The following is an 18,750-nucleotide window of genomic DNA, read 5'->3' as shown; positions in this document are numbered from 1 at the left end:
GCGCCGACCACTGGGACACTTGATCCATGTCCGCCCCCACCGCCACCGCCTCCCCCGCGCTGCGCATCGGCCCGCTCGAGCTCGCGTCGCCCGTCGTCCTCGCGCCGATGGCCGGGGTCACCAACGTCGCCTTCCGCACCCTGTGCCGCGAGATCGAGCGGGAGCAGCAGGGATCGGTGTCGGGACTGTACGTGTGCGAGATGGTCACCGCCCGTGCGCTGGTCGAGCGACAGCCCGCGACCTTGCACATGGCGACGTTCGCGTCCGACGAGTCGCCCCGCAGTCTGCAGCTGTACACGGTCGACGCGGAGTACACGTACGCGGCGGCCAGGATGATCGTCGACGAGAACCTCGCCGACCACATCGACATCAACTTCGGATGCCCGGTCCCCAAGGTCACCCGGCGCGGCGGCGGATCCGCGATCCCCTACAAGCGCCGCCTGTTCCGGTCGATCGTGGCGGCGGCGGTGAGGGCCACCGAGGGCACCGAGATCCCCGTGACGGTCAAGATGCGCGTCGGGATCGACGACGAGCACCACACTCACCTCGACGCCGGTCGGATCGCCGTGGAGGAGGGCGCCAAGGCGGTGGCGCTCCATGCGCGGACCGCAGCCCAGCGGTATTCGGGAGAGGCGGACTGGTCGCAGATCTCGCGACTGGTCGAGCACGTCGGCGCGGTATCGGACGTGCCGGTTCTCGGTAACGGCGACATCTTCTCCGCCGAGGACGCGGTGCGGATGCGCGAGCAGACCGGGTGCGCGGGCGTGGTGATCGGGCGCGGTTGTCTCGGCCGGCCGTGGCTGTTCTCCGAGCTGGCCGCCCGCCTCGCGGGCCGCGAGGCGCCGACCCCGCCCACTCTCGGAGAGGTCGCCCGGATCATGTACCGCCACGGCGAACTCCTCGCCGAGCACCACGGCGAGGACAAGGGCATGCGGGACATCCGTAAGCACGTCGCCTGGTACCTGCGCGGGTTCCCCGCCGGGTCGGAGAAGCGGGTGGCCCTGTCCGCCGTCCGCACCCTGAACGATCTCGCCGCAATGCTGGCCGACCTGCCGACCGACGAGCCGTTCCCCGCGGACGGCTACGGACCGCGTGGGCGGCAGGGCTCGCCGTCGAAGGTCCTGCTGCCCGAAGGGTGGCTGGACGACCCCGAGGACGACGCGGTGGCGCTCGCCGGCGCGGACGCCGAGAACTCCGGGGGCTGACCCCCGGGGTGACCCCGAGTTCACCGGGCGTTCACCGTGAGCGGCGATCACCGCGCTGACATGGGCGTATGCTGGCGGTATGCGTCTTGTCTACTCCGAAGAACTCGCGGATCTGGCCACCTCCATGGCCCGGATGTGCTCCCTCGCGACCGATGACATGGAGTTGGCCACCCACGCTCTGCTCCAGGTCGACCTCGTCGCCGCGGAGAAGGTCCTACAGTCGTCGTCGGAGATGTCGCGGCTGGCGACCGAGAACGAGGAGCGCGGTTTCGCGCTGCTCGCCCTCCAGGCCCCGGTAGCGCGTGACCTCCGCCAGGTGGTCACGTCGATCCAGCTGGTGCAGGACCTGGTCCGGATGGGCACCCTGGCGGGCCACGTCGCCAAGATCGTCCGCCGGCGCCATCCCGAGCCGGTTCTGCCAGAGCCGGTCAACGGCTACCTAGCGGAGATGGGCCGCGTGGCCGTCGCCCTCGGCCGCTCGGCCACCGAGGTGCTGCTCAACCGGGACCCCGAGCAGGCCGCGACCCTGGCACAGCAGGACGATGCGGTCGACGACCTGCGTCGCCACCTGTTCACCCTGCTCACCGTTCGCGAGTGGAAGTGGGGCGTGGCCTGCGCGGTCGACGTGACCCTGCTGGGCCGGTACTACGAGCGGTTCGCCGACCACGCGGTCGAGGTCGCGCAGCGCGTGATCTTCCTGGCGACCGGCGAGTACGCCACCACCCCCGAGAGCGATCCCGAGGAGCCGTCGCCGTCGAGCGAGGAGCTGGTTCGCCGCTTCAACGAGACGGACCGTGCCTTCAAACAGCGGATGGCGCAGCACGAACCGGATGAGGACGAAGGGTCACCACAGGGGTCCTGACCAGCGGGTGGCGCGCCACACGCGTCACGCACGACGAAGACCGCCCCGTCCCGGGGTTCCGAGCCCGGGGCGGGGCGGTCTCGTGTGTGGCGGGATCCGGCTCGTGCTGCGAGGCGATCCGGGTCGTAGTCGGCTCAGCCGAAGCGGCCCGAGACGTAATCCTCGGTCTGCTTGTTCTCGGGGTTGGAGAAGATGCGCTCGGTGGAGTTGACCTCCACGAGCTGCCCGGGCATACCGGTGGCCTCGAGGGAGAAGAACGCCGTCTGGTCGGACACGCGGGCGGCCTGCTGCATGTTGTGCGTGACGATCACGATGGTGAAGTCGTTCTTGAGCTCGGCGATGAGATCCTCCACCGCCAGGGTGGAGATCGGGTCGAGCGCCGAACAGGGCTCGTCCATGAGCAGCACCTGGGGCTCGATGGCGATCGCTCGGGCGATGCACAGACGCTGCTGCTGACCGCCGGACAGGCCACCGCCCGGCTTGTCCAGACGGTCCTTGACCTCGTTCCACAGGTTGGCACCGCGCAGCGACTTCTCCGCGACCTCGTCGAGGGTCTTCTTGTTCTTCACGCCCTGCAGACGCAGACCCGCGACCACGTTCTCCTTGATCGACATCGTGGGGAACGGGTTCGGGCGCTGGAAGACCATCCCGATAGTGCGGCGGACGGCGACCGGGTCGATCTTCTTGTCATAGATGTCGACGCCGTCGAGCTTGATGGAACCCCTCACCGAGGCGCCGGGGATCTCCTCGTGCATCCGGTTGAGCGAACGCAGCACCGTGGACTTCCCGCAGCCGGAGGGGCCGATGAACGCCGTCACGGAGCGGGGCGGAACATGGAGGTTCACGTCCTTCACGGCGTGGAAGTCGCCGTAGAAGATGTCGACGCCCTCGAGGTCGAGTCGCTTGGCCATGTCGGGTCCTTACTTGGTCTTGGGCGCGAGCGCCTTGGCGGCGAACGTGGCGAGAACGTTCGCCAGCCCGATGATGATGATGAGCGTCAGGGCAGCACCCCAGATGCGGTACTGGCCGGCCTCGTTGGGGTTCGAGAGCTGGTTGTAGATCAGCAGCGGCAGCGAGGCCATGTTGCCCTCGAAGACGTCATAGTTGTAGCGCGCCGTGTAGCCCACGAGGATCAGCACCGGGGCCGTCTCACCCATCACGCGGGCGAGCGCGAGGAAGATGCCGGAGATCATTCCCGACAGCGCGGTCGGGACCACCACACTGACGATGGTCTTCCACTTGGGCACCCCGAGAGCGTAGGAGGCTTCGCGGAGCTCGTCGGGAACCAGCTTGAGCATTTCCTCGGTCGACCGCACGATGAGCGGCAACATGAGGAGGACCAACGCCAGCGCCACGGCGAACGCGCTGAGGTTGAACCGCAGGACCGAGATCCAGATGCCGAAGATGAAGATGGCGGCCACCACGGACGGGACGCCGGCGAGGACGTCGACCATGAAGGTGGTGGGCTTGGCGATCTTCGAATCGGGGTACTCGACGAGCATGATGCCCGCCGCCACGCCGAGCGGGATCGAGATGACGGCCGCGATGAGCGCCTGCACGAGGCTGCCGTAGATGGCGTGTCCGACACCGCCGGCCATCGACGACGGCGAGACGAGATTGAACGAGTTGGTCCACCAGTCGAGGTTCAGGACCGCGGGCACGCCCGAGACGACGACCTTGAACAGCAGGGCGACCAGGGGGACGACGGCGAGCACGAAGCACACCGTGAACACCACGGTCGCGGCCTTGTCCTTGACCTTGCGGCTGCCCGAGATCGGGAGGAAGGTGTCTGCCGGCTTGGCCGGCTTGGCGAGGTCGGGGGTTGCCTGGGACATCAGCCGTTGACCTTTCCACCGGACACCGAGCGCGCGATGAGATTGACGATGAAGGTGAGGATGAAGAGCACGAGGCCGGCGGCGATGTACGCGCCGGTCGGCAGCGGGTGGTTGAACTCCGCGCTGCCGGACGCGATCTTGGACGCGAACGTGAAGCCGCCGTCGAACAGCGACAGCGTGCTGGGCGCGCTCGCCGCGCGGAGGATGATGAGGACGGCCACGGTCTCACCGAGGGCGCGACCGAGGGCGAGCATGGAGCCGGCGATCATCCCCGACTTGGCGTAGGGGAAGCAGGTCATCCGGATCTTCTCCCACTTGGTGGCGCCCAGCGCGAGCGCCGCCTCCTGGTGCAGAGAAGGCGTCTGGCGAATGGTCTCGCGGGACATCGAGGTGATGATCGGCAGGATCATGATCGCCAGGACGACGCCGGCGGTGAAGATGGTGCCGCCGCCGGCGATCGTGACGTTGCCGTCGCCGAACAGGAAGAACCAGTTGAGGTTCTCGTTGAGCCACGTGGCGAACGGGACCATCCACGGCCCCAGGACGAGCAGACCCCACATGCCGTAGATGATCGACGGCACGGCGGCCAGCAGGTCGATGAGGGCCGACAGCGTCCGTGAGAGCCGGGGCGGCGCGTACTGCACCAGGAACGTGGCGATCCCGATGGAGACGGGCACCGCCAGCACCAGGGCGAAGACGGAGCTCAGCACCGTGACCTTGAGCAGGTCGAGGATGCCGAACGACATGTTCTCCGGGTCCGTGGTGTTCCACACGGACGACGTGAAGAAGTTGACGTTGTTCTGCATGAGCGACGGCGTCGCCTGCATGACCAGAACGATCCCGATGAGGGCGATGAGCGCGACGATGACCGCGCCCGCGAAAACGGTGAGCCCGCGGAAGATCGCGTCGATCCTCTGGGACGACCCGGCGTCGCGCAGGCCGCTCCCGCCGCCCGTGTCCGCGTCCGACGCCGGGGCGGTGCCGTCGGCGGGCCCGCCGGACGAGGAGTTCTTGCCGGCGTCACGGTCGACGGATTCGTGAACTGTCATGAGACCTTCAGTCGCTCAGGTGGGAAAGGGGTCGGTCACCGCGCCCGACCGTACAGGGGTGGACGCGGTGACCGGAAATATCAGGAGATCTCGGAGATCGCCGTCACCAGCTTCTCGCGGAACTCGTCGGGCACCGGGATGTAGCCCTCGGGCTCGAGCTGACCCTGGACGTCCTCGGACACCGCGATGTTGAGGAAGGACTTGACGGCCTCGGCGGTCTCGGGATCGCCGTAGGTCGAGCAGACGATCTCGTAGGTCGGCATGATGATCGGGTAGGCGCCCGCGGCCTCGGGGACGTAGAACGACGAGGTGTCGATGACCAGGTCGTTGGAGCCCTCGTTCTTCAGGGTGGCCGAGTCGATCGTGGTGCCGGCGGTCTCGGCGTTGAGCTCGACGCCCTCGGAGTCGGCCGGGGTGATGACCTTGACCATGCCGAGGTCCTGGCTCTTGGCGTAGGACCACTCGGTGTAGGTGATGGTGCCCGGGGTCTGCGCGACGGCGGCGGAGACGCCCTCGTTGCCCTTGGCGCCCTCGCCCGTGCCGCCGTTGAACGTCTTGCCGGCGCCCTCGGTCCACACCTCGGGCGCGGCCGCCTCGAGGTACTTCTGGAAGTTGTCGGTGGTGCCCGACTCGTCCGAGCGGAAGATCACGGTGATGTCCTGGTCGGGCAGCTCGACGCCTTGGTTCTCCTCGGCGATGGCCGGGTCGTTCCAGTTGGTGATCTCGCCCTTGAAGATCTTGGCGAGCGTGTCGGCCGACAGCGCGACCTCGACGCCGTCCAGGTTGTAGGCGATCGCGATCGGGCCGAAGACAGCCGGCAGGTTCCACGCCGGGCCCTCGCACCGCTGCTCGGCCTGCGTGTACTCCTCGTCCTTGAGGGGGGAGTCCGAGCCGCCGAAGTCGGTCTGGCCGCCGATGAACTCCTTGACGCCGGCGCCGGAGCCGTTCGAGTTGTAGTCGAGGGTCTGGCCCTCGCAGCTCATGGCGTAGGAGTTGGCGAAGACGGTCATCGCGTTGTTCTGCGACGAGGCGCCGGAGGCCTTGAGTGCGGCCTTGCCGCCGCACTCCGCGTCGGCGACCTGCTGAGCGGCCTGATCGCCGGAACCGGCATTGTTATCCGAGCAGGCGGCGAGGCCGACCGTCGTGAGGGCAGCGAGGCCGAGCAGAGCACCGGTGCGCTTGAGGTCCACAAAATCTCCTAGGTTCATCCGGCGGGACGCCCCACCGGGTCACGTTCTTGGCGATCTGGTCGCGGGGCCGGACCGCACACCGGCCCGACGGGGAGAGAACCTAAAGCTCGGACGTGAACAGCCCCGCGGAGGTAGGTGAACCCGAGATGAACTCCCTGCTCTCGCGTAGTTCACCCGACCCGCGGACCTCGCCCGGCGGGGCCCCCACCTGGGGTGTCCCTGAGAATCGGCGGGCACCGTCACCGCTGCCGGTCACCGCGAGGCATACGTCACATCGCGGTGTTCGACGGCGAAACCGAGCCGCTCGTAGGTGCGGATCGCCGGCGTGTTGTCGCCCTCGACGTAGAGCACGACCGACTCCGCGCCGATGGTGTCCTCCAGGTGCGCGACGCCGATGGCGGTGAGGAGACCGCCGAGGCCCCGACCCTGCTCGGCCGGATCGACCGCGACGACGTAGACCTCGCCCTCCACGGGCTCCCCCGGCTCGGCGACGGTCTTGGTCCAGTGGAATCCGGCCAACGTCGGCCGCGGGCCCGTGACGTCCACGGCGAGGAACACCGCGGCGGGGTCGACCCAGTCCACGGCGAGGCGCTCGTCGAGCTGCTCTCGACTCCACCCGCCCTGCTCCGGGTGCCACGAGAACGCGGCGTTGTTCACTCGAAGGAACTCCGCCCGCGCGTCCAGTCCCGGCCACCGCTGTCCGCCCTCGGAGGCCGCGTCGGCGAGCGTGCCGGTCTCGATCCCCTCGGCAGGGCGCGGATCAGGCAGCGCAGGGCCGTCGGCGGCGCGCCTGCGCATCATCAGCAACTCGCGCGTGCGCGCGAGGCCCATGCCGTCGGCGAGCGCCCGGGCGGCCGGCAGATCCCCGTGGGCCCACACGGCCACACCCGGTTCCGCTTCCAGCACCGCGCGCACGAGGGCGGTCCCGAGTCCCTGCCGGCGGTGTCCGGGGTGGACCACCAGCTCGGCGGTCGCACCGGTCCCGGAGCCGGTCAGCTGCGCGTACCCGGCCGGCTCGTCGGCGCCGGGAGCGCTCGCGAGGAAGTGACGGGCCCGGGCGGACGGCGACCGCAGCGCACGGAGGGGCTGCTCACCCAGCGGGGCCACCCCGTCCAGCCTCTCGGCCTCCACCGCCATCGCCTCCACCCGGTCGGCGGTGGTGGCGTCCATCGATCGTTCGTCGATCGTCATGCGTCCCCTCCCTCCTCGCGGCGGTCCGTCGGCCTGACCGCCTTGTATCCGACGTTACGGACGGTTCCGATGAGGGACTCGTGATCCGGGCCGAGCTTGGCGCGCAGGCGCCGAACGTGGACGTCGACGGTCCGTGTGCCGCCGAAGAAGTCGTAGCCCCACACCTCCTGGAGGAGCTGGGCGCGCGAGAACACCCGGCCGGGGTGCTGGCAGAGATGCTTGAGGAGCTCGAATTCCTTGTAGGTGAGGTCCAGGGGCCGGCCCTTGACGCGTGCGACGTAGGTCTCCTCGTCGATCACCAGCTCACCGACCGTGAGCAGGCCGCCGTCGGCCTCGCCCTGCGTGGTGCGGCGCGCGGCCGCCAGTCGGAACCGGGCGTCCACCTCCGCGGGCCCCGTGGTCGGCAGGAGGATGTCGTCCAGTCCCCAGTCGCCACTGACCGCGATCAACCCGCCCTCGGAGACCACCGCGATGACGGCGAGGTCCGCGCCGCCCGCGAGAAGCCTGCACAACGCCCGCGACGCCGCCAGATCACTCCGCGCGTCGACCAGCGCGAGGGCCGCCCCGGAGAGCTCGCCCAACGAGGAGGCGAGCGGCGGGAGCACACGCACCGAGTGCGGGAGCAGAGGCAGTGCCGGGATGACCGCCTCCGGGTCTGCTTCAGCGGCGAGGAGCACTACGTCCATGTCGCTTCCTCTCCATCCGGGGGGCCGAGAGGAATACTAGCGACCTCCACCCCCGAAACAGGGAGTGGAGTACACCTGGAGCCCATGAGGATCCCCCGCCCCGCCGTCGTCGCGGTCGTCGCAGTGGCAACGGTCGCCCTCGGCGCCTTCGTCACGGAGACGGTGCACGCCTCCCGGATCGAGGCGGACCTGTCGACCCGGATCGGCGGCCCCGCGACGCCCGGGTCGGCGCCCCCGTCGGTCATGATCGGCGGCGGTCCGGGGTCGCGATGGGTCGGGCCCGACACTCTCGCGTCCGCGGCGATCCGGATCGAGGGGGTCGAACGGCCGGGTCTCGGCCCCGTCGCCGTCGAGGCGAGGGCCACCGACGTCCTCGTGCCGGACGATCCGGCAGCCCCGCCGATCGCCGGGGAGTCGACGGTCTCGGTCCAGATCACCGGCGACTCACTCGGCCCCGCCCTGGGGATGCGGGACGTGCTGGTCGGCGCCGCCGACGACCCGAGTCTCGCGGGCGGAACCGAACACCGGGCCCGCGTCACGGGGACCCTCGAGGGATCCGACGTCCGCGTCTCGGCGTTCGTCGACCTCGTCGTCGACACCCACGGCGCGCGGCTCGTCCCCGTCGCCCCGGCGACCGGACCCGCGGGGTTCCCCGACGGTGACGGCGAGCTCGCACTGCGCCGGACCGCCCTGACCCTGGAACCCGATGTCCTCCCCCTAGGAGCCACGGTCGACACCCTCACGGTGACCGGCGGCACCATCACCGCCGCCGGCGTCGCCGCGCGCGGCGGAGCGCCGCTCGACGGTCTCGCGCGCCCCGGCCACTAGACTCGGCCGCATGAGTCGCGACGACGTACTGGTCAGCACCAGCTGGGCCTCCTCGCGCCTGGCCGATGACTCGGTGGTCTTCCTCGAGGTCGACGAGGACGTGACGGCGTACCACACCGACGGCCACATCCCGGGCGCCGTCGCCCTCGACTGGCGGACCGAGTTGCAGCAGCAGTACACGCGCGACCTGGTCGACCGCGAACGCTTCGGCGAACTCATGTCCGAGCGGGGCATCAGCCGCGACCACACGATCGTCGTCTACGGCGGCAACCACAACTGGTTCGCGGCCTACGCGTACTGGTACCTGCGCCTGTACGGGCACCGCGACGTCCGACTCCTCGACGGCGGACGCATGCTGTGGGAGCGCGAGGGGCGCCCCCTGGAGACCGAGGCGCCCCGGCGCCCGGTCACCGACTACGTGGCCGACCCCCAGGACCTGTCGATCCGCGCGTTCCGCGACGACGTCCTCGCCGGGCTGGGACGCGACGGCTTCGTGGACGTGCGCTCGGTGGACGAGTACACCGGTCGCCTCGCCGCCCCCGCAGGGCTGCCGCAGGAGGGCGGGCGCCAGCGCGGTCACATCCCGGGCGCGGTCAGCATCCCCTGGAACCGCGCGGTCACCCGCGACGGCACCTTCCGCTCCGACGCGGAACTGCGCGAGATCTACTCGGACGTGCTCGACGACCCCGCTCGGCGCATCGTGGCCTACTGCCGGATCGGTGAGCGGTCCAGCCACACCTGGTTCGTCCTCCACGAGCTCCTCGACCAGCCCAACGTCGTCAACTACGACGGCAGCTGGGTCGAGTACGGCTCCCTCATCGGGGTCCCGGTCGAGCGGTGAGACCTCGCGCCCCGCGCGGGTGCGAAGCTGGCTAGTCTCGATCTCATGTCTCTGCTGTCCCGTGCGCTCGGCATGGCCGGGCGGGCCTCGGTGGTCGCCGTCGGCGCCTCCGTCGCCTCCGCAGTCCTCGTGGGTGTCGATCAGCGTCGGGGGGCGACCCCGGAGGTACCCGATCACCCCGGCCCGTACTCCCCAGAGGAGCGCGAGGAGGCGGTGCGGATGTACCTCACCGCCCTCACCGCGCCGGCCGCGGCGTTCCGCGTCCCGTTCGCACCCGACTGCGTGCGGCGCGAGAACGGGATCAAGACCGGTTTCAACGCGGCCCAACTCCGCTGGGACCTCCACCTGCACCTGCAGTACTCGGTGATCCGTGAGGTGCGGGACATCGTCCTCACCGTGGACCCCCCGGGCCGGGAGGGCGTCGTACACGCGGAGTTCACGCTCGCGACCGTTCTGGGCGTGAAGGCCAGGGTCTCCGAGGACTTCGTCGTGCCACCCGAGGACTGCCTCATCCACTCGATCGACGCCCGCATCGCAGTGGGCTGAACGCCTCGGGGTTAGAATCAGGCCATGGTGCTCTTCTTCGAGATCCTCCTGGTCCTCTGCACGCTGGCCATCCTGTGGGCCACCTGCTACATCGTCTACCGCACGGTCACCGACGAGTCGTGACGGAAAGCGGCCAGCCGAACGCCGGTGACCCCACGCCGCCCACCCCTGACGGGGTAGGGGGCGAGTCGGTGGTGCGCGGGTCCGGGAACGCTGCCGTCAACGCCGCCGCGCAGCGCTCCGAGGAGACCGCCCGCCGGAACATCCCCGCGTTCTCCGAACTCCCCGTCCCCGAGGACACCGCCAACCTGCGCTTCGGGCCCGACCTCCACCCCGGCCTACTCGCCCTGCTACCCCTCGTGGGTGTCTGGGAGGGCGAGGGCGAGGCGGACACCGAGGACCGCGGTCAGCACCGGTTCGGCCAGCAGGTGGTGGTCTCGCACGACGGCGAGAACTACCTGAGCTGGACGTCCCGCTCGTGGACCTACGACTCCGGAGGCGCCGTGGACGACGCGGCCTACCGCGAGACCGGGTTTTGGAGGATCTCAGCGGACGACCAGCTCGAGTTCCTCGTGGCCCACGCCTCGGGGATCATCGAGATGTACTACGGCACCCCCATCACCCAGTCGGCATGGGAGATGGCCACCGACGTGGTCCTCGCCTCCCCCACCGGCCCCAAGCGGGGCGGCGCCAAGAGGATCTACGGGATCGTCGAGGGCGGCGACCTCGGATGGGTCGAGGAACGGGTCCACTCGGAGAAGGGCCTGGTCCCACACATGTCCGCGCGCCTGCGCCGCGTCGCGGGCTGACCCGAACGGGTCCCGGGCCGCGCAACCGACCCAGCCCCGCGTAGCCGACCCGGCCCGTCCCGCGGACTCCGCTCCCGCCCACCCGACCCCGGTCGGGTGGGCGGTTCTCACGCGCGTCCGACCGCGCGATCGACCATCCCGGCGACGTCGATCCCGGGGTCCCCGCCCGGCAGGGTCGTGTCGTCGATCCGGCGGACCCGGGCGTACAGCGTCACGGAGGACAGCAGCCACATCGCGTCGGCCGACACGAGGTCGGTGAGCAGGAGACGCTCGCGCCGCACGGGCACACCATCGCGTGCGGCGACCTCCGCCATCGCGGCCAGGGTCGTGCCCTCCAGGATCCCGACCTCCGCCGGTGGGCTCAGCAGTTCACCGTCGCGGGCGATCACCACCGTCGAGCGCGGCCCTTCGAGAACCTCCCCGTCCGAGGAGAGGTAGACCACGTCATCGAACCCGGTCGCCGCGGCGTGCCGGAGCGCCGCCATGTTCGTGGCATACGACAGGGTCTTGGAGCCGATCAGCAGCCACGGCGCGGATCCGGCGGCATCGGAGGCGTACCCCCGACCGAGGGCCGTCACGGCGATCCCCTCCGCCCGCGCCCGGAGCGCCGACCCGCTGACGGGCGCGACGGTGATGTACGCGGTCTCCTGCCCGCCCCGCTCCGGTCCACGAGACAGCACCAGGCGCAGCATGGCCTCCGTCCGGGTGCCCCACTCGCGCGCGGCCAGGTCCATTCCGGCCCGCCACGCGGACTCCGAGGGCCCCGTGAGCCCCAACGCGGCCGCCGACCTCGCCAGACGCGCGAGATGCCGCTCGGGCTTGGCCGGGCGGCCTCCCACCACCAGGAGGGTCTCGAAGCACCCGTCCCCCCGGACGGCGGCGAGGTCGTCCGCCAGGAGCAACGGCTCGGACGCCGGGTGGACCCGTGGCCGCGGCCCCTCCGGTCCGCCGGAGACCAGGACGACGACCCTGGCATCGTCAGGTCGATCGATCGCCGTTCCCGCTGGAGTGCCCATGAGGCCCACACTACGACCTGGTACGTACACTCGCGATCGTGACCGATCCAGCTGTGCCCGACCGGAACGACAGCCGCTACCGCAGCCCGATCCTGGCCCGCCCCGGAGCGGTGGACGCGAGCGACGACTCCGCTGACGCGGGGGTCCCCCACCACTACGGCGACCCCTTCGGCGAGCAGCGGGCCGCCGACTCCGGGTTCGTGGTCGTCGACCGCTCCCATCGGGATATCCTGACCATCGGCGGTGGCGAGCGGCTGACGTGGCTCGAGGGGTTCGTCTCCCAGCACGTCGCCGAGATCGGCGACGGCGGCGGCGGCGAGACGCTGGTGCTGGACGCCAACGGGCGGATCGAGCACCACGCCGTGATCGCCGACGTGGACGCCACGGTGGTCATGGACACCGAACCCGGTCGGGGCGAGTCGCTGCTGCAGTTCCTCACCAAGATGGTCTTCTGGGCCGATGCGTCCCCCGCGGCCGCCGACCTCGCGGTCCTCACCCTCGCCGGGGCGCGCCTGCCCACGACCCTCACCTCGCCCGACGGCGCCGAGGTCGACCTCCCGACCGGGGACTACGCGAGCGTGGCGCTGCCGGGTGGCGGGATCGCCCGTCGGATGCCGTGGCCCCAGGCCGGCTCGGTCGACCTGGTGGTCCCCCGCCCGGCGCTGACGGCGTGGTTCGCCGCCGCGGTCGACGCGGGCGCCCGGCCCGCGGGCTCCTGGGCGTACGAGGCGCTGCGTGCGGCCGGGACGACCCCGCCGAGGGGGCGCCTGGGCGTGGACACCGACGAGAAGACGATCCCCCACGAGATCCCCACCTGGATCGGCGGCGTGGCCGAGCGGGGCGCGGTGCACCTGGACAAGGGTTGCTACCGGGGCCAGGAGACGGTGTCCCGGGTCCATAACCTCGGACGCTCCCCCCGCGTCCTCGTGCGGCTGCAGCTGGACGGCTCGAGCGGCGACGACCTGCCCGCGGTCGGCGCCGAGGTCCGCGCGGGTGGCCGCCCGGTCGGCCGCGTGGGCACGGTCGTCCAGCATCACGAGGACGGCCCGGTCGCCCTCGCCCTGTTGAAGCGAGCGGTCCCCATGGACTCGGCCCTCGAGATCGGCGGGGTCGACGCCGCCGTCGATCCCGAGACCGCCCCGCAGGACGGCGGCCCGCAGGCCGGCCGCGAGGCGATCCGTCGGCTCCGCGGCCAGGCCTGACGGCCCCCTCCGGCCGGTCCTGACAGACCGCACTGTCCTGCCGCGGAGGCCCCGCCCACCCCCGTGTGTGGCCGACCCGCGGGCCGCTCCGCGACACCCGGGCGGACATTCCGCGCCGGGCACGCTATCCTGTGGGCAGGCAGATACTCACACTTGCAATGGGCACCCCCGAGGTGGCCCAGCACCGTTTCCGAGGGGGTCAGGTCAATGGGCCGAGGCCGCGCGAAGGCGAAGCAGACCAAGGTCGCTCGCGAACTCAAGTACAACACTCCGCAGACGGACCTAGAACGTCTCCAGCAGGAGTTGTCGGGTGGGGGGTCGTCCACACGGCTCAGCACCGACGAGGACGACGACCCCTACGGGTCGTGGTCCGACGGCGACACCAGGTACTGACCACTCCCGCTCCCGCCAGACCTCTCGTGGGCCGGGCATCCCCCGATGGATGCCCGGCCCACGTACGTGGCGCGGGCGGGGATCAAGCGAAAACGACAGCGACCCGGCCGGAACTGCCCCGGCCGGGTCGCTGTCGTCGTGCGGCCCGGGTGGTGCGGTCAGAACCGCGCGTGTGAGCCCTCGAGCACGACGCGGGGCGCGTCGGCGTCCTCGCCGGCCTTCTCCACGCGGCCGATGACCCAGTTCTCCACGTGGCGGGCGGTGAGGACGGCCTGGGCCCGGTCCACGTCCTCCTCGGGCAGGACGGCGACCATGCCCACCCCCATGTTGAACGTGCGCTCCATCTCCGCCTGCTCGACGCGGCCGTGGTGCGCGATCGTGCCGAACACGGCGGGCACCGGCCACCGACCGCGGTCGAGCCGCGCGACCAGACCGCGCGGCATGACGCGCGCCAGGTTCTCGGCCAGGCCACCGCCGGTGACGTGGCTGAACACTCGGACGTCGGTCTCGGCGATGAGGCTCAGGCAGTCGAGCGCGTAGATCCGCGTCGGCTCGAGCAACTCCTCACCCAGCGTGCGGCCGAACTCTTCGACGTGCCCCTCGAGGGGCAGCCGCGCGAGGTCGAGCAGCACGTGCCGCGCCAGGGAGTACCCGTTGGAGTGCAGCCCGGAGGACGCCATCCCGACGATGACGTCGCCCGGCCGGACGTTCTCGGCCTGGAGGATCTCGTCGGCCTCCACGATCCCCACGCCGGTGGCGGAGATGTCGTACTCGCCCGGTGCCATGAGACCCGGATGCTCGGCGGTCTCGCCGCCCAGCAGGGCGCAGCCCGCGCGGACGCATCCCTCGGCGATGCCCTCGACGATGTCGGCGACGTGCTCGGGGACGACCTTGCCGATCGCGATGTAGTCCTGCAGGAAGAGCGGCTCGGCGCCACACACCACGAGGTCGTCGACGACCATGGCGACCAGGTCGATCCCGACCGTGTTGTGCACGTCCATCGCCTGGGCGACCGCGATCTTGGTGCCGACGCCGTCCGTGGACGAGGCCAGCAGCGGCTGACGGTAGGTGTTCTTCAGTGAGAACAGCCCGGCGAAGCCACCGAGGCCCCCCATCACCTCCGGCCGGGTCGCCCGCTTGGCGTGCGGCGCGAACAGCTCCACCGCGCGCTCACCCGCGTCGATGTCGACGCCGGCGGCGGCGTACGAGGCGCCGGTCGGGGGGTGTGGGTTCTCGGTCATGTGGTGTCTCTCCTCGTCGGCGCCGCTCTCGGGCGCCCGGTGGGGGTCGGCGGTCGACGCCGGTGTCAGAGCCTGTGGACGACGTCCGCGCTCTCGATGCTGTCCGGGGCCTCGGCGATCTCCAGCTCGTCGACCTCGGCGGCGAGCGCACGCACGGCCGCGCTCATGGCCGAGTCGTCGGGGAGCTCGATGGGATAGTGCCCGTCGAAACACGCCGCGCACAGCTCCTCGCTGCGCTGGCCGCTCGCCTCGATCATCCCGTCGACGGAGACGTACCCGAGGCTGTCCGCGCCGATCGCGCGGCGCACCCCCTCGAGCATCCCGTCCGACGCGTCGACGCCGTTGGCGATGAGCTCCGCCGGGCTGGCGAAGTCGATGCCGTAGAAACACGGCCAGCGCACCGGCGGCGAGGCGATCCGGACGTGCACCTCGAGGGCGCCCGCCTCACGCAGCATCCGCACCAGGGCGCGCTGCGTGTTGCCACGGACGATCGAGTCGTCCACCACCACCAGGCGCTGCCCCCGGATCACCTCGCGCAGGGGGTTGAGCTTGAGGCGGATGCCCAACTGGCGGATGGTCTGGCTGGGCTGGATGAACGTGCGGCCCACGTAGGCGTTCTTCGTGAGCCCCTGCGCGAACGGGATGCCCGAGCCCTGGGCGTACCCGACGGCCGCCGGCGTGCCGGACTCGGGCACCGGGATGACCAGGTCGCCGTCGGCGGGGTGCTCGCGGGCCAGCCGGCGACCGATCTCGACGCGGGCGGAGTTGACCAGACGCTGGTTGATCACCGAGTCCGGCCGGGCCAGGTAGACGTACTCGAAGACGCACGTCTTGGGGGTCGGGGGCGAGAGCTTGCGGGACCGTACGCCGTCGGCGTCGATCGCGATGAGCTCGCCGGGCTCGATGTCGCGGACGAACGAGGCGCCCACGATGTCCAGGGCGGAGGTCTCCGAGGAGACGACCCACCCGCGCTCCAGGCGACCGAGCGCCAGCGGGCGGACCCCGTGCGGGTCACGCGCCGCGTACAGGGTGTTCTCGTCGGAGAAGGTGAGGCAGTAGGCGCCCCGCAGGTGCGGGAGCAGGCGGGCGGCGGCCTCCTCGAGCCCGCCCTCCCGCGCCTCGTGCGCGAGCAGGGTCGAGATGATGTCGGAGTCCGAGTGCGCGCTGTCCTCGGTGTACCCGCGGATCCCCAGCTCGGTGGCGTGCCGCTTGAGCTCGCGGGTGTTGACGAGGTTGCCGTTGTGCCCGAGGACCACGGAACCGCCCTCGGTGGTGGGGCGGAACATCGGCTGGGCGTTGTCCCAGCTCGCCGCGCCCGTGGTCGAGTACCGGCAGTGGCCGATCGCGACGTGGCCGTGCATCGACTCGAGCGTCTTCTCGTCGAAGACCTGGCTGACGAGGCCGAGGTCCTTGTAGACGAGGACCTGCTCGCCGTCGGCGACGGCGATACCGGCCGCCTCCTGGCCGCGGTGCTGCAGCGCGTACAGGCCGTAGTAGGTGAGTTTCGCGACGTCCTCGCCGGGGGCCCACACCCCGAAGACGCCGCACTCCTCGACGGGGCCGATCCGTTCGGTGTCGATCGGCAGACCCGCCGGTCCGGGCGCGGACGGGTCCGGCAGCCCGAGCCCCACGGCTGCGGGGACGCCGGTACGGCGCAGTGCCCCGGACGGTGCCGGACGTGACGACGTGCTCTCCACCAGCTGGTGCTCCCTCACGGCTTTCGGGACTCCCCGCCCGGACGGACCCCGACGGTGTGTGCTGCAAGTCTACGTTCCCCGACCCCCGTGACCCCAAAGCCAGCGGCGGCACCCCCTCCAGCCGGCCTGTGAGCGGACCACCCGAGGGCCGCGGTCACGCCCGGCGGACGACGGGCAGGCCCGCGGCGACCGCCGCCGCCCGCGTCCCCGAGGCCCGCACCCGGCCCTCGGCGACGGCGGTCTCCCACGTCACCCGGCCGGTGGCCAGCTGCAGCCACGTCCGCGGGTCCGTCTCGACGACGTTGGGCGGGCTCCCCCGCGTGTGCCTCGGCCCCTCGACGCACTGCGCGGCGGCGTACGGCGGCACACGGACCTCCACCGACCGCCCCGGCAGCTCGGCCGCGAGGCTCTCCACGGTGCCGCGGACCGCCGCCGCGAGGGCCGACCGACCAGGTCTGGCGTTCGTCTCGTCGTCGTCGAGCCAGGGGGCCACCGCCTCGACGGCCGCCCGCACCGCCGCGGCGTCGGGGACGCGGCTCACGCCGGGGCCCCCGCGCCCGCCGGCAGGGCTCGCCGGCGCGCGCGCCGCTCCTGTGCGGTGCGTCGGCTCCACGTGCGCGCGGGCCGACTGGTGAGCAACAACAGGATGAGAACGTTCACGGCCAGGACAGGATAGCCCCCGAGGAAGGTGTCCTGTTCGGCGTCGGTGGTCAGGCGGCCGTACTCGGTGGAGATCGTGCTGACCACCGTCATCGTCAGCAGCCACACGCGCGGCCGCGCGTACCCCAGCCACGTGAGCAGCGCGAGGACGGCCATCGCCCCGTACACGGCGCCGATGAACACCGCGAGCGCCATGACGGCCGGGACGACCTCGGACTCGTCCAGGCCGGCGAACTCCTCGAGGTCGGCCCCGCCCAGCACGTCGCGCAGCGCGAGGACGGTGAGGACGAGCACGGTCACCGCGACCAGCGCGCATCCCGCCGTCAGCGCGGCGGGGCGCGGCAGGTGCCCGGGGTCGGGGGCCGCGTCATCGGCCGGGCGGTCCGGGTCGCCCGACGCGATCCCGCCCTCGGCCCGGGGGTCGTCGTATCCGCGCGCCGCCCGGACGACCCCGGGCGGCAGCTCCGCCGCCGACACGTCGGGCACGGGCACGGCGCGCAGGTCCACGACCGGCAGGTCACCGTCGGTGCGGATCGCATCGCCACCGCCGTTGCGGGAGTGGTAACCGGCCGAGAAGTTCTCCAGCACCCGCACCCCCGCCTCGGGTACGTGGTAGCGGATCGAGTCGACGATGTAATCCCGCTCGACGTCGATGTCCGCGTCGATCTTGTGGGTGACCTGCAGCGTGAACAGCGACAGGCCCACCGCGCGGTCGTACGTGCCGGCGCCGAGCCACTGCACCCGGTGACCGCCCGGCAGGAGCCAGCCGTCGGGGCAGCGCCAGAACCGGACGTGGTGCCGCCGGGAGGCGTTGCCCTCGACCTCCTGCTGGTAGGCCAGGCACTGCCGCCGGCCGAAGAGCGTGAGGGGACTCACCGGCGCGGACGGGTACGACCGCCGCAGCACCGACGACAGGACGATGCCCCACGACGAGCGGACCGTGACGTCATCGGCCAGCACCCAGCCGCACGCGGTCATCGCCTCGTGGATCTGCCGCGCCGTGCCGTCCACCGCGAGGTTCACCGGATCCCCCAGCAGGCCGTCGGAGGTACGGGTGCGCGCGATGAAGTAGCCGGGCACGTACACGGACGTGATGAGCGTCTGCAGCCGCGGCAGGACGAGATAGGCCACCAGCGCCCAGAACGGGACGAGCAGGAACACATGCCACCACGCGTGGTGCCACACGTCGTCGAGGAGCCGCCAGCCCAGCCACGCCGCCGCGACCGTGGCCAGGGCGAAGAACACGGTGTCGACCACGGTCCCCGGCAGCGGCGGCCGCACCGTGTCGTCGCGGACCTTCGCCGGCGGGCTCACGTAGACGGGCGGCCCGGCGGGGGCCTGCTCGTCCCGGGACGCGGCCGGGGAGGTGGTCGGGGTCGCGGGCGGGGCGGCGGGGGCGGCGTCGCCGCCGGCAGCCGACGCCGTGCGCTCGCTGGTGGACATGGCTCGACGATAGCGTCCGGTACGACCCGCCGGACCGCGGATCGCTGCGAGAATAT

At 71.5% G+C, this 18,750-nt stretch carries 19 protein-coding genes; 8 read left to right on the top strand and 11 right to left on the bottom strand.

The genetic code is table 11. The features are described 5' to 3' along the window. The first annotated feature begins 26 nt into the window (after window positions 1-26). Together dusB and phoU are read left to right on the top strand one after the other, a co-directional pair. Complete coding sequence (gene dusB / locus VYL96_RS03870; protein ID WP_061228988.1) at window positions 27-1,205, top strand: tRNA dihydrouridine synthase DusB; 1,179 nt, start codon at window positions 27-29, stop codon at window positions 1,203-1,205. Between the two features lie 79 nt (window positions 1,206-1,284). Continuing rightward, a complete protein-coding gene (gene phoU, locus VYL96_RS03865) occupies window positions 1,285-2,067 on the top strand; it encodes a phosphate signaling complex protein PhoU (RefSeq protein WP_061228989.1) in 783 nt (260 codons plus the stop codon). A 134-nt stretch (window positions 2,068-2,201) separates the two neighbouring features. On the opposite strand, the gene pstB is transcribed toward phoU, so the two are convergent. From pstB to VYL96_RS03835, 6 genes are all read right to left on the bottom strand, one after another. Beyond that, the gene (gene pstB / locus VYL96_RS03860; RefSeq protein WP_131886188.1) at window positions 2,202-2,978 is read right to left on the bottom strand and encodes a phosphate ABC transporter ATP-binding protein PstB; all 777 of its coding nucleotides are present in this window, start codon (window positions 2,976-2,978) and stop codon (window positions 2,202-2,204) included. A gap of 9 nt (window positions 2,979-2,987) precedes the next feature. Continuing rightward, a complete protein-coding gene (gene pstA / locus VYL96_RS03855; RefSeq protein ID WP_007632139.1) occupies window positions 2,988-3,902 on the bottom strand; it encodes a phosphate ABC transporter permease PstA in 915 nt (304 codons plus the stop codon). Further along, the gene (gene pstC / locus VYL96_RS03850; RefSeq protein WP_007632138.1) at window positions 3,902-4,951 is read right to left on the bottom strand and encodes a phosphate ABC transporter permease subunit PstC; all 1,050 of its coding nucleotides are present in this window, start codon (window positions 4,949-4,951) and stop codon (window positions 3,902-3,904) included. Before pstC ends, pstA begins: the two co-directional genes overlap by 1 nt. 80 nt (window positions 4,952-5,031) lie before the next feature. Then, window positions 5,032-6,141 carry a phosphate ABC transporter substrate-binding protein PstS gene (pstS, locus tag VYL96_RS03845; protein ID WP_131886187.1) on the bottom strand — a complete coding sequence of 370 codons (1,110 nt, stop codon included), beginning with the start codon at window positions 6,139-6,141 and terminating at the stop codon, window positions 5,032-5,034. A gap of 252 nt (window positions 6,142-6,393) precedes the next feature. Next, window positions 6,394-7,332 (bottom strand): mycothiol synthase, encoded by a 939-nt coding sequence (mshD, locus tag VYL96_RS03840; protein WP_131886186.1) that lies wholly within the window; start codon window positions 7,330-7,332, stop codon window positions 6,394-6,396. Next, window positions 7,329-8,018: a winged helix-turn-helix domain-containing protein gene (locus VYL96_RS03835; RefSeq protein WP_007632135.1), complete on the bottom strand. Its 690-nt coding sequence runs from the start codon at window positions 8,016-8,018 to the stop codon at window positions 7,329-7,331. The genes mshD and VYL96_RS03835 overlap by 4 nt, the downstream gene beginning before the upstream one ends. An 84-nt stretch (window positions 8,019-8,102) precedes the next feature. Here VYL96_RS03835 and VYL96_RS03830 point away from each other — a divergent pair, with 84 nt between their 5' ends. The 4 genes from VYL96_RS03830 to VYL96_RS03815 all read left to right on the top strand — a co-directional run bounded on the left by VYL96_RS03830 (window position 8,103) and on the right by VYL96_RS03815 (window position 11,042). Continuing rightward, window positions 8,103-8,846 carry a DUF2993 domain-containing protein gene (locus tag VYL96_RS03830; protein ID WP_061228994.1) on the top strand — a complete coding sequence of 248 codons (744 nt, stop codon included), beginning with the start codon at window positions 8,103-8,105 and terminating at the stop codon, window positions 8,844-8,846. 10 nt (window positions 8,847-8,856) lie between these two features. Then, window positions 8,857-9,687, top strand: coding sequence for a sulfurtransferase (locus tag VYL96_RS03825; protein ID WP_061228995.1), 831 nt, complete (start codon window positions 8,857-8,859; stop codon window positions 9,685-9,687). Window positions 9,688-9,732: 45 nt separating this feature from the next. Further along, entirely contained in the window at window positions 9,733-10,233 is a 501-nt protein-coding gene (locus tag VYL96_RS03820) for a DUF8021 domain-containing protein (RefSeq protein ID WP_131886185.1), read from the top strand. 119 nt (window positions 10,234-10,352) lie between these two features. Next, window positions 10,353-11,042 (top strand): heme-binding beta-barrel domain-containing protein, encoded by a 690-nt coding sequence (locus VYL96_RS03815; RefSeq protein ID WP_207913583.1) that lies wholly within the window; start codon window positions 10,353-10,355, stop codon window positions 11,040-11,042. Window positions 11,043-11,149: 107 nt separating this feature from the next. Here the strand turns inward: VYL96_RS03815 and VYL96_RS03810 are convergent, their stop codons facing one another. Beyond that, on the bottom strand, window positions 11,150-12,058 hold the full coding sequence (locus VYL96_RS03810; RefSeq protein WP_243699759.1) for an aminodeoxychorismate lyase: 909 nt from the start codon (window positions 12,056-12,058) through the stop codon (window positions 11,150-11,152). Window positions 12,059-12,096: 38 nt separating this feature from the next. Between VYL96_RS03810 and ygfZ the strand changes: the two genes are divergently transcribed. Together ygfZ and VYL96_RS03800 are read left to right on the top strand one after the other, a co-directional pair. After that, window positions 12,097-13,260 (top strand): CAF17-like 4Fe-4S cluster assembly/insertion protein YgfZ, encoded by a 1,164-nt coding sequence (gene ygfZ, locus VYL96_RS03805; RefSeq protein WP_131886184.1) that lies wholly within the window; start codon window positions 12,097-12,099, stop codon window positions 13,258-13,260. A 207-nt stretch (window positions 13,261-13,467) separates the two neighbouring features. Beyond that, window positions 13,468-13,653: a DUF3073 domain-containing protein gene (locus VYL96_RS03800; protein ID WP_131886183.1), complete on the top strand. Its 186-nt coding sequence runs from the start codon at window positions 13,468-13,470 to the stop codon at window positions 13,651-13,653. 158 nt (window positions 13,654-13,811) lie between these two features. Here the strand turns inward: VYL96_RS03800 and purM are convergent, their stop codons facing one another. The 4 genes from purM to VYL96_RS03780 all read right to left on the bottom strand — a co-directional run bounded on the left by purM (window position 13,812) and on the right by VYL96_RS03780 (window position 18,694). Further along, a complete protein-coding gene (gene purM, locus VYL96_RS03795; RefSeq protein ID WP_007630684.1) occupies window positions 13,812-14,894 on the bottom strand; it encodes a phosphoribosylformylglycinamidine cyclo-ligase in 1,083 nt (360 codons plus the stop codon). Window positions 14,895-14,959: 65 nt separating this feature from the next. Continuing rightward, a complete protein-coding gene (gene purF / locus VYL96_RS03790) occupies window positions 14,960-16,513 on the bottom strand; it encodes an amidophosphoribosyltransferase (RefSeq protein WP_407935080.1) in 1,554 nt (517 codons plus the stop codon). 232 nt (window positions 16,514-16,745) lie between these two features. Beyond that, window positions 16,746-17,132: a sterol carrier family protein gene (locus VYL96_RS03785; RefSeq protein WP_063973035.1), complete on the bottom strand. Its 387-nt coding sequence runs from the start codon at window positions 17,130-17,132 to the stop codon at window positions 16,746-16,748. Further along, window positions 17,129-18,694 carry an LssY C-terminal domain-containing protein gene (locus VYL96_RS03780; RefSeq protein ID WP_279432748.1) on the bottom strand — a complete coding sequence of 522 codons (1,566 nt, stop codon included), beginning with the start codon at window positions 18,692-18,694 and terminating at the stop codon, window positions 17,129-17,131. Before VYL96_RS03780 ends, VYL96_RS03785 begins: the two co-directional genes overlap by 4 nt. Window positions 18,695-18,750 lie beyond the last annotated feature (56 nt).

The sequence above is a fragment of the Dietzia maris genome (assembly GCF_036287335.1).
In the GTDB taxonomy this organism is placed as follows: Bacteria; Actinomycetota; Actinomycetes; order Mycobacteriales; family Mycobacteriaceae; genus Dietzia; species Dietzia cinnamea.
The sequence above is the reverse complement of the archived record's forward strand: the minus strand, read 5'-3'. Positions and strand labels throughout refer to the sequence as shown.

Coding starts and splice junctions, on each gene's coding strand:
- VYL96_RS03780 (WP_279432748.1), bottom strand. CDS start 18,694: ATGTCCACCAGCGAGCGCACGGCGTCGGCTGCCGGCGGCGACGCCGCC.
- pstA (WP_007632139.1), bottom strand. CDS start 3,902: ATGTCCCAGGCAACCCCCGACCTCGCCAAGCCGGCCAAGCCGGCAGAC.
- VYL96_RS03800 (WP_131886183.1), top strand. CDS start 13,468: ATGGGCCGAGGCCGCGCGAAGGCGAAGCAGACCAAGGTCGCTCGCGAA.
- VYL96_RS03830 (WP_061228994.1), top strand. CDS start 8,103: ATGAGGATCCCCCGCCCCGCCGTCGTCGCGGTCGTCGCAGTGGCAACG.
- dusB (WP_061228988.1), top strand. CDS start 27: ATGTCCGCCCCCACCGCCACCGCCTCCCCCGCGCTGCGCATCGGCCCG.
- VYL96_RS03825 (WP_061228995.1), top strand. CDS start 8,857: ATGAGTCGCGACGACGTACTGGTCAGCACCAGCTGGGCCTCCTCGCGC.
- VYL96_RS03820 (WP_131886185.1), top strand. CDS start 9,733: ATGTCTCTGCTGTCCCGTGCGCTCGGCATGGCCGGGCGGGCCTCGGTG.
- VYL96_RS03835 (WP_007632135.1), bottom strand. CDS start 8,018: ATGGACGTAGTGCTCCTCGCCGCTGAAGCAGACCCGGAGGCGGTCATC.
- pstB (WP_131886188.1), bottom strand. CDS start 2,978: ATGGCCAAGCGACTCGACCTCGAGGGCGTCGACATCTTCTACGGCGAC.
- pstC (WP_007632138.1), bottom strand. CDS start 4,951: ATGACAGTTCACGAATCCGTCGACCGTGACGCCGGCAAGAACTCCTCG.
- mshD (WP_131886186.1), bottom strand. CDS start 7,332: ATGACGATCGACGAACGATCGATGGACGCCACCACCGCCGACCGGGTG.
- purM (WP_007630684.1), bottom strand. CDS start 14,894: ATGACCGAGAACCCACACCCCCCGACCGGCGCCTCGTACGCCGCCGCC.
- VYL96_RS03810 (WP_243699759.1), bottom strand. CDS start 12,058: ATGGGCACTCCAGCGGGAACGGCGATCGATCGACCTGACGATGCCAGG.
- phoU (WP_061228989.1), top strand. CDS start 1,285: ATGCGTCTTGTCTACTCCGAAGAACTCGCGGATCTGGCCACCTCCATG.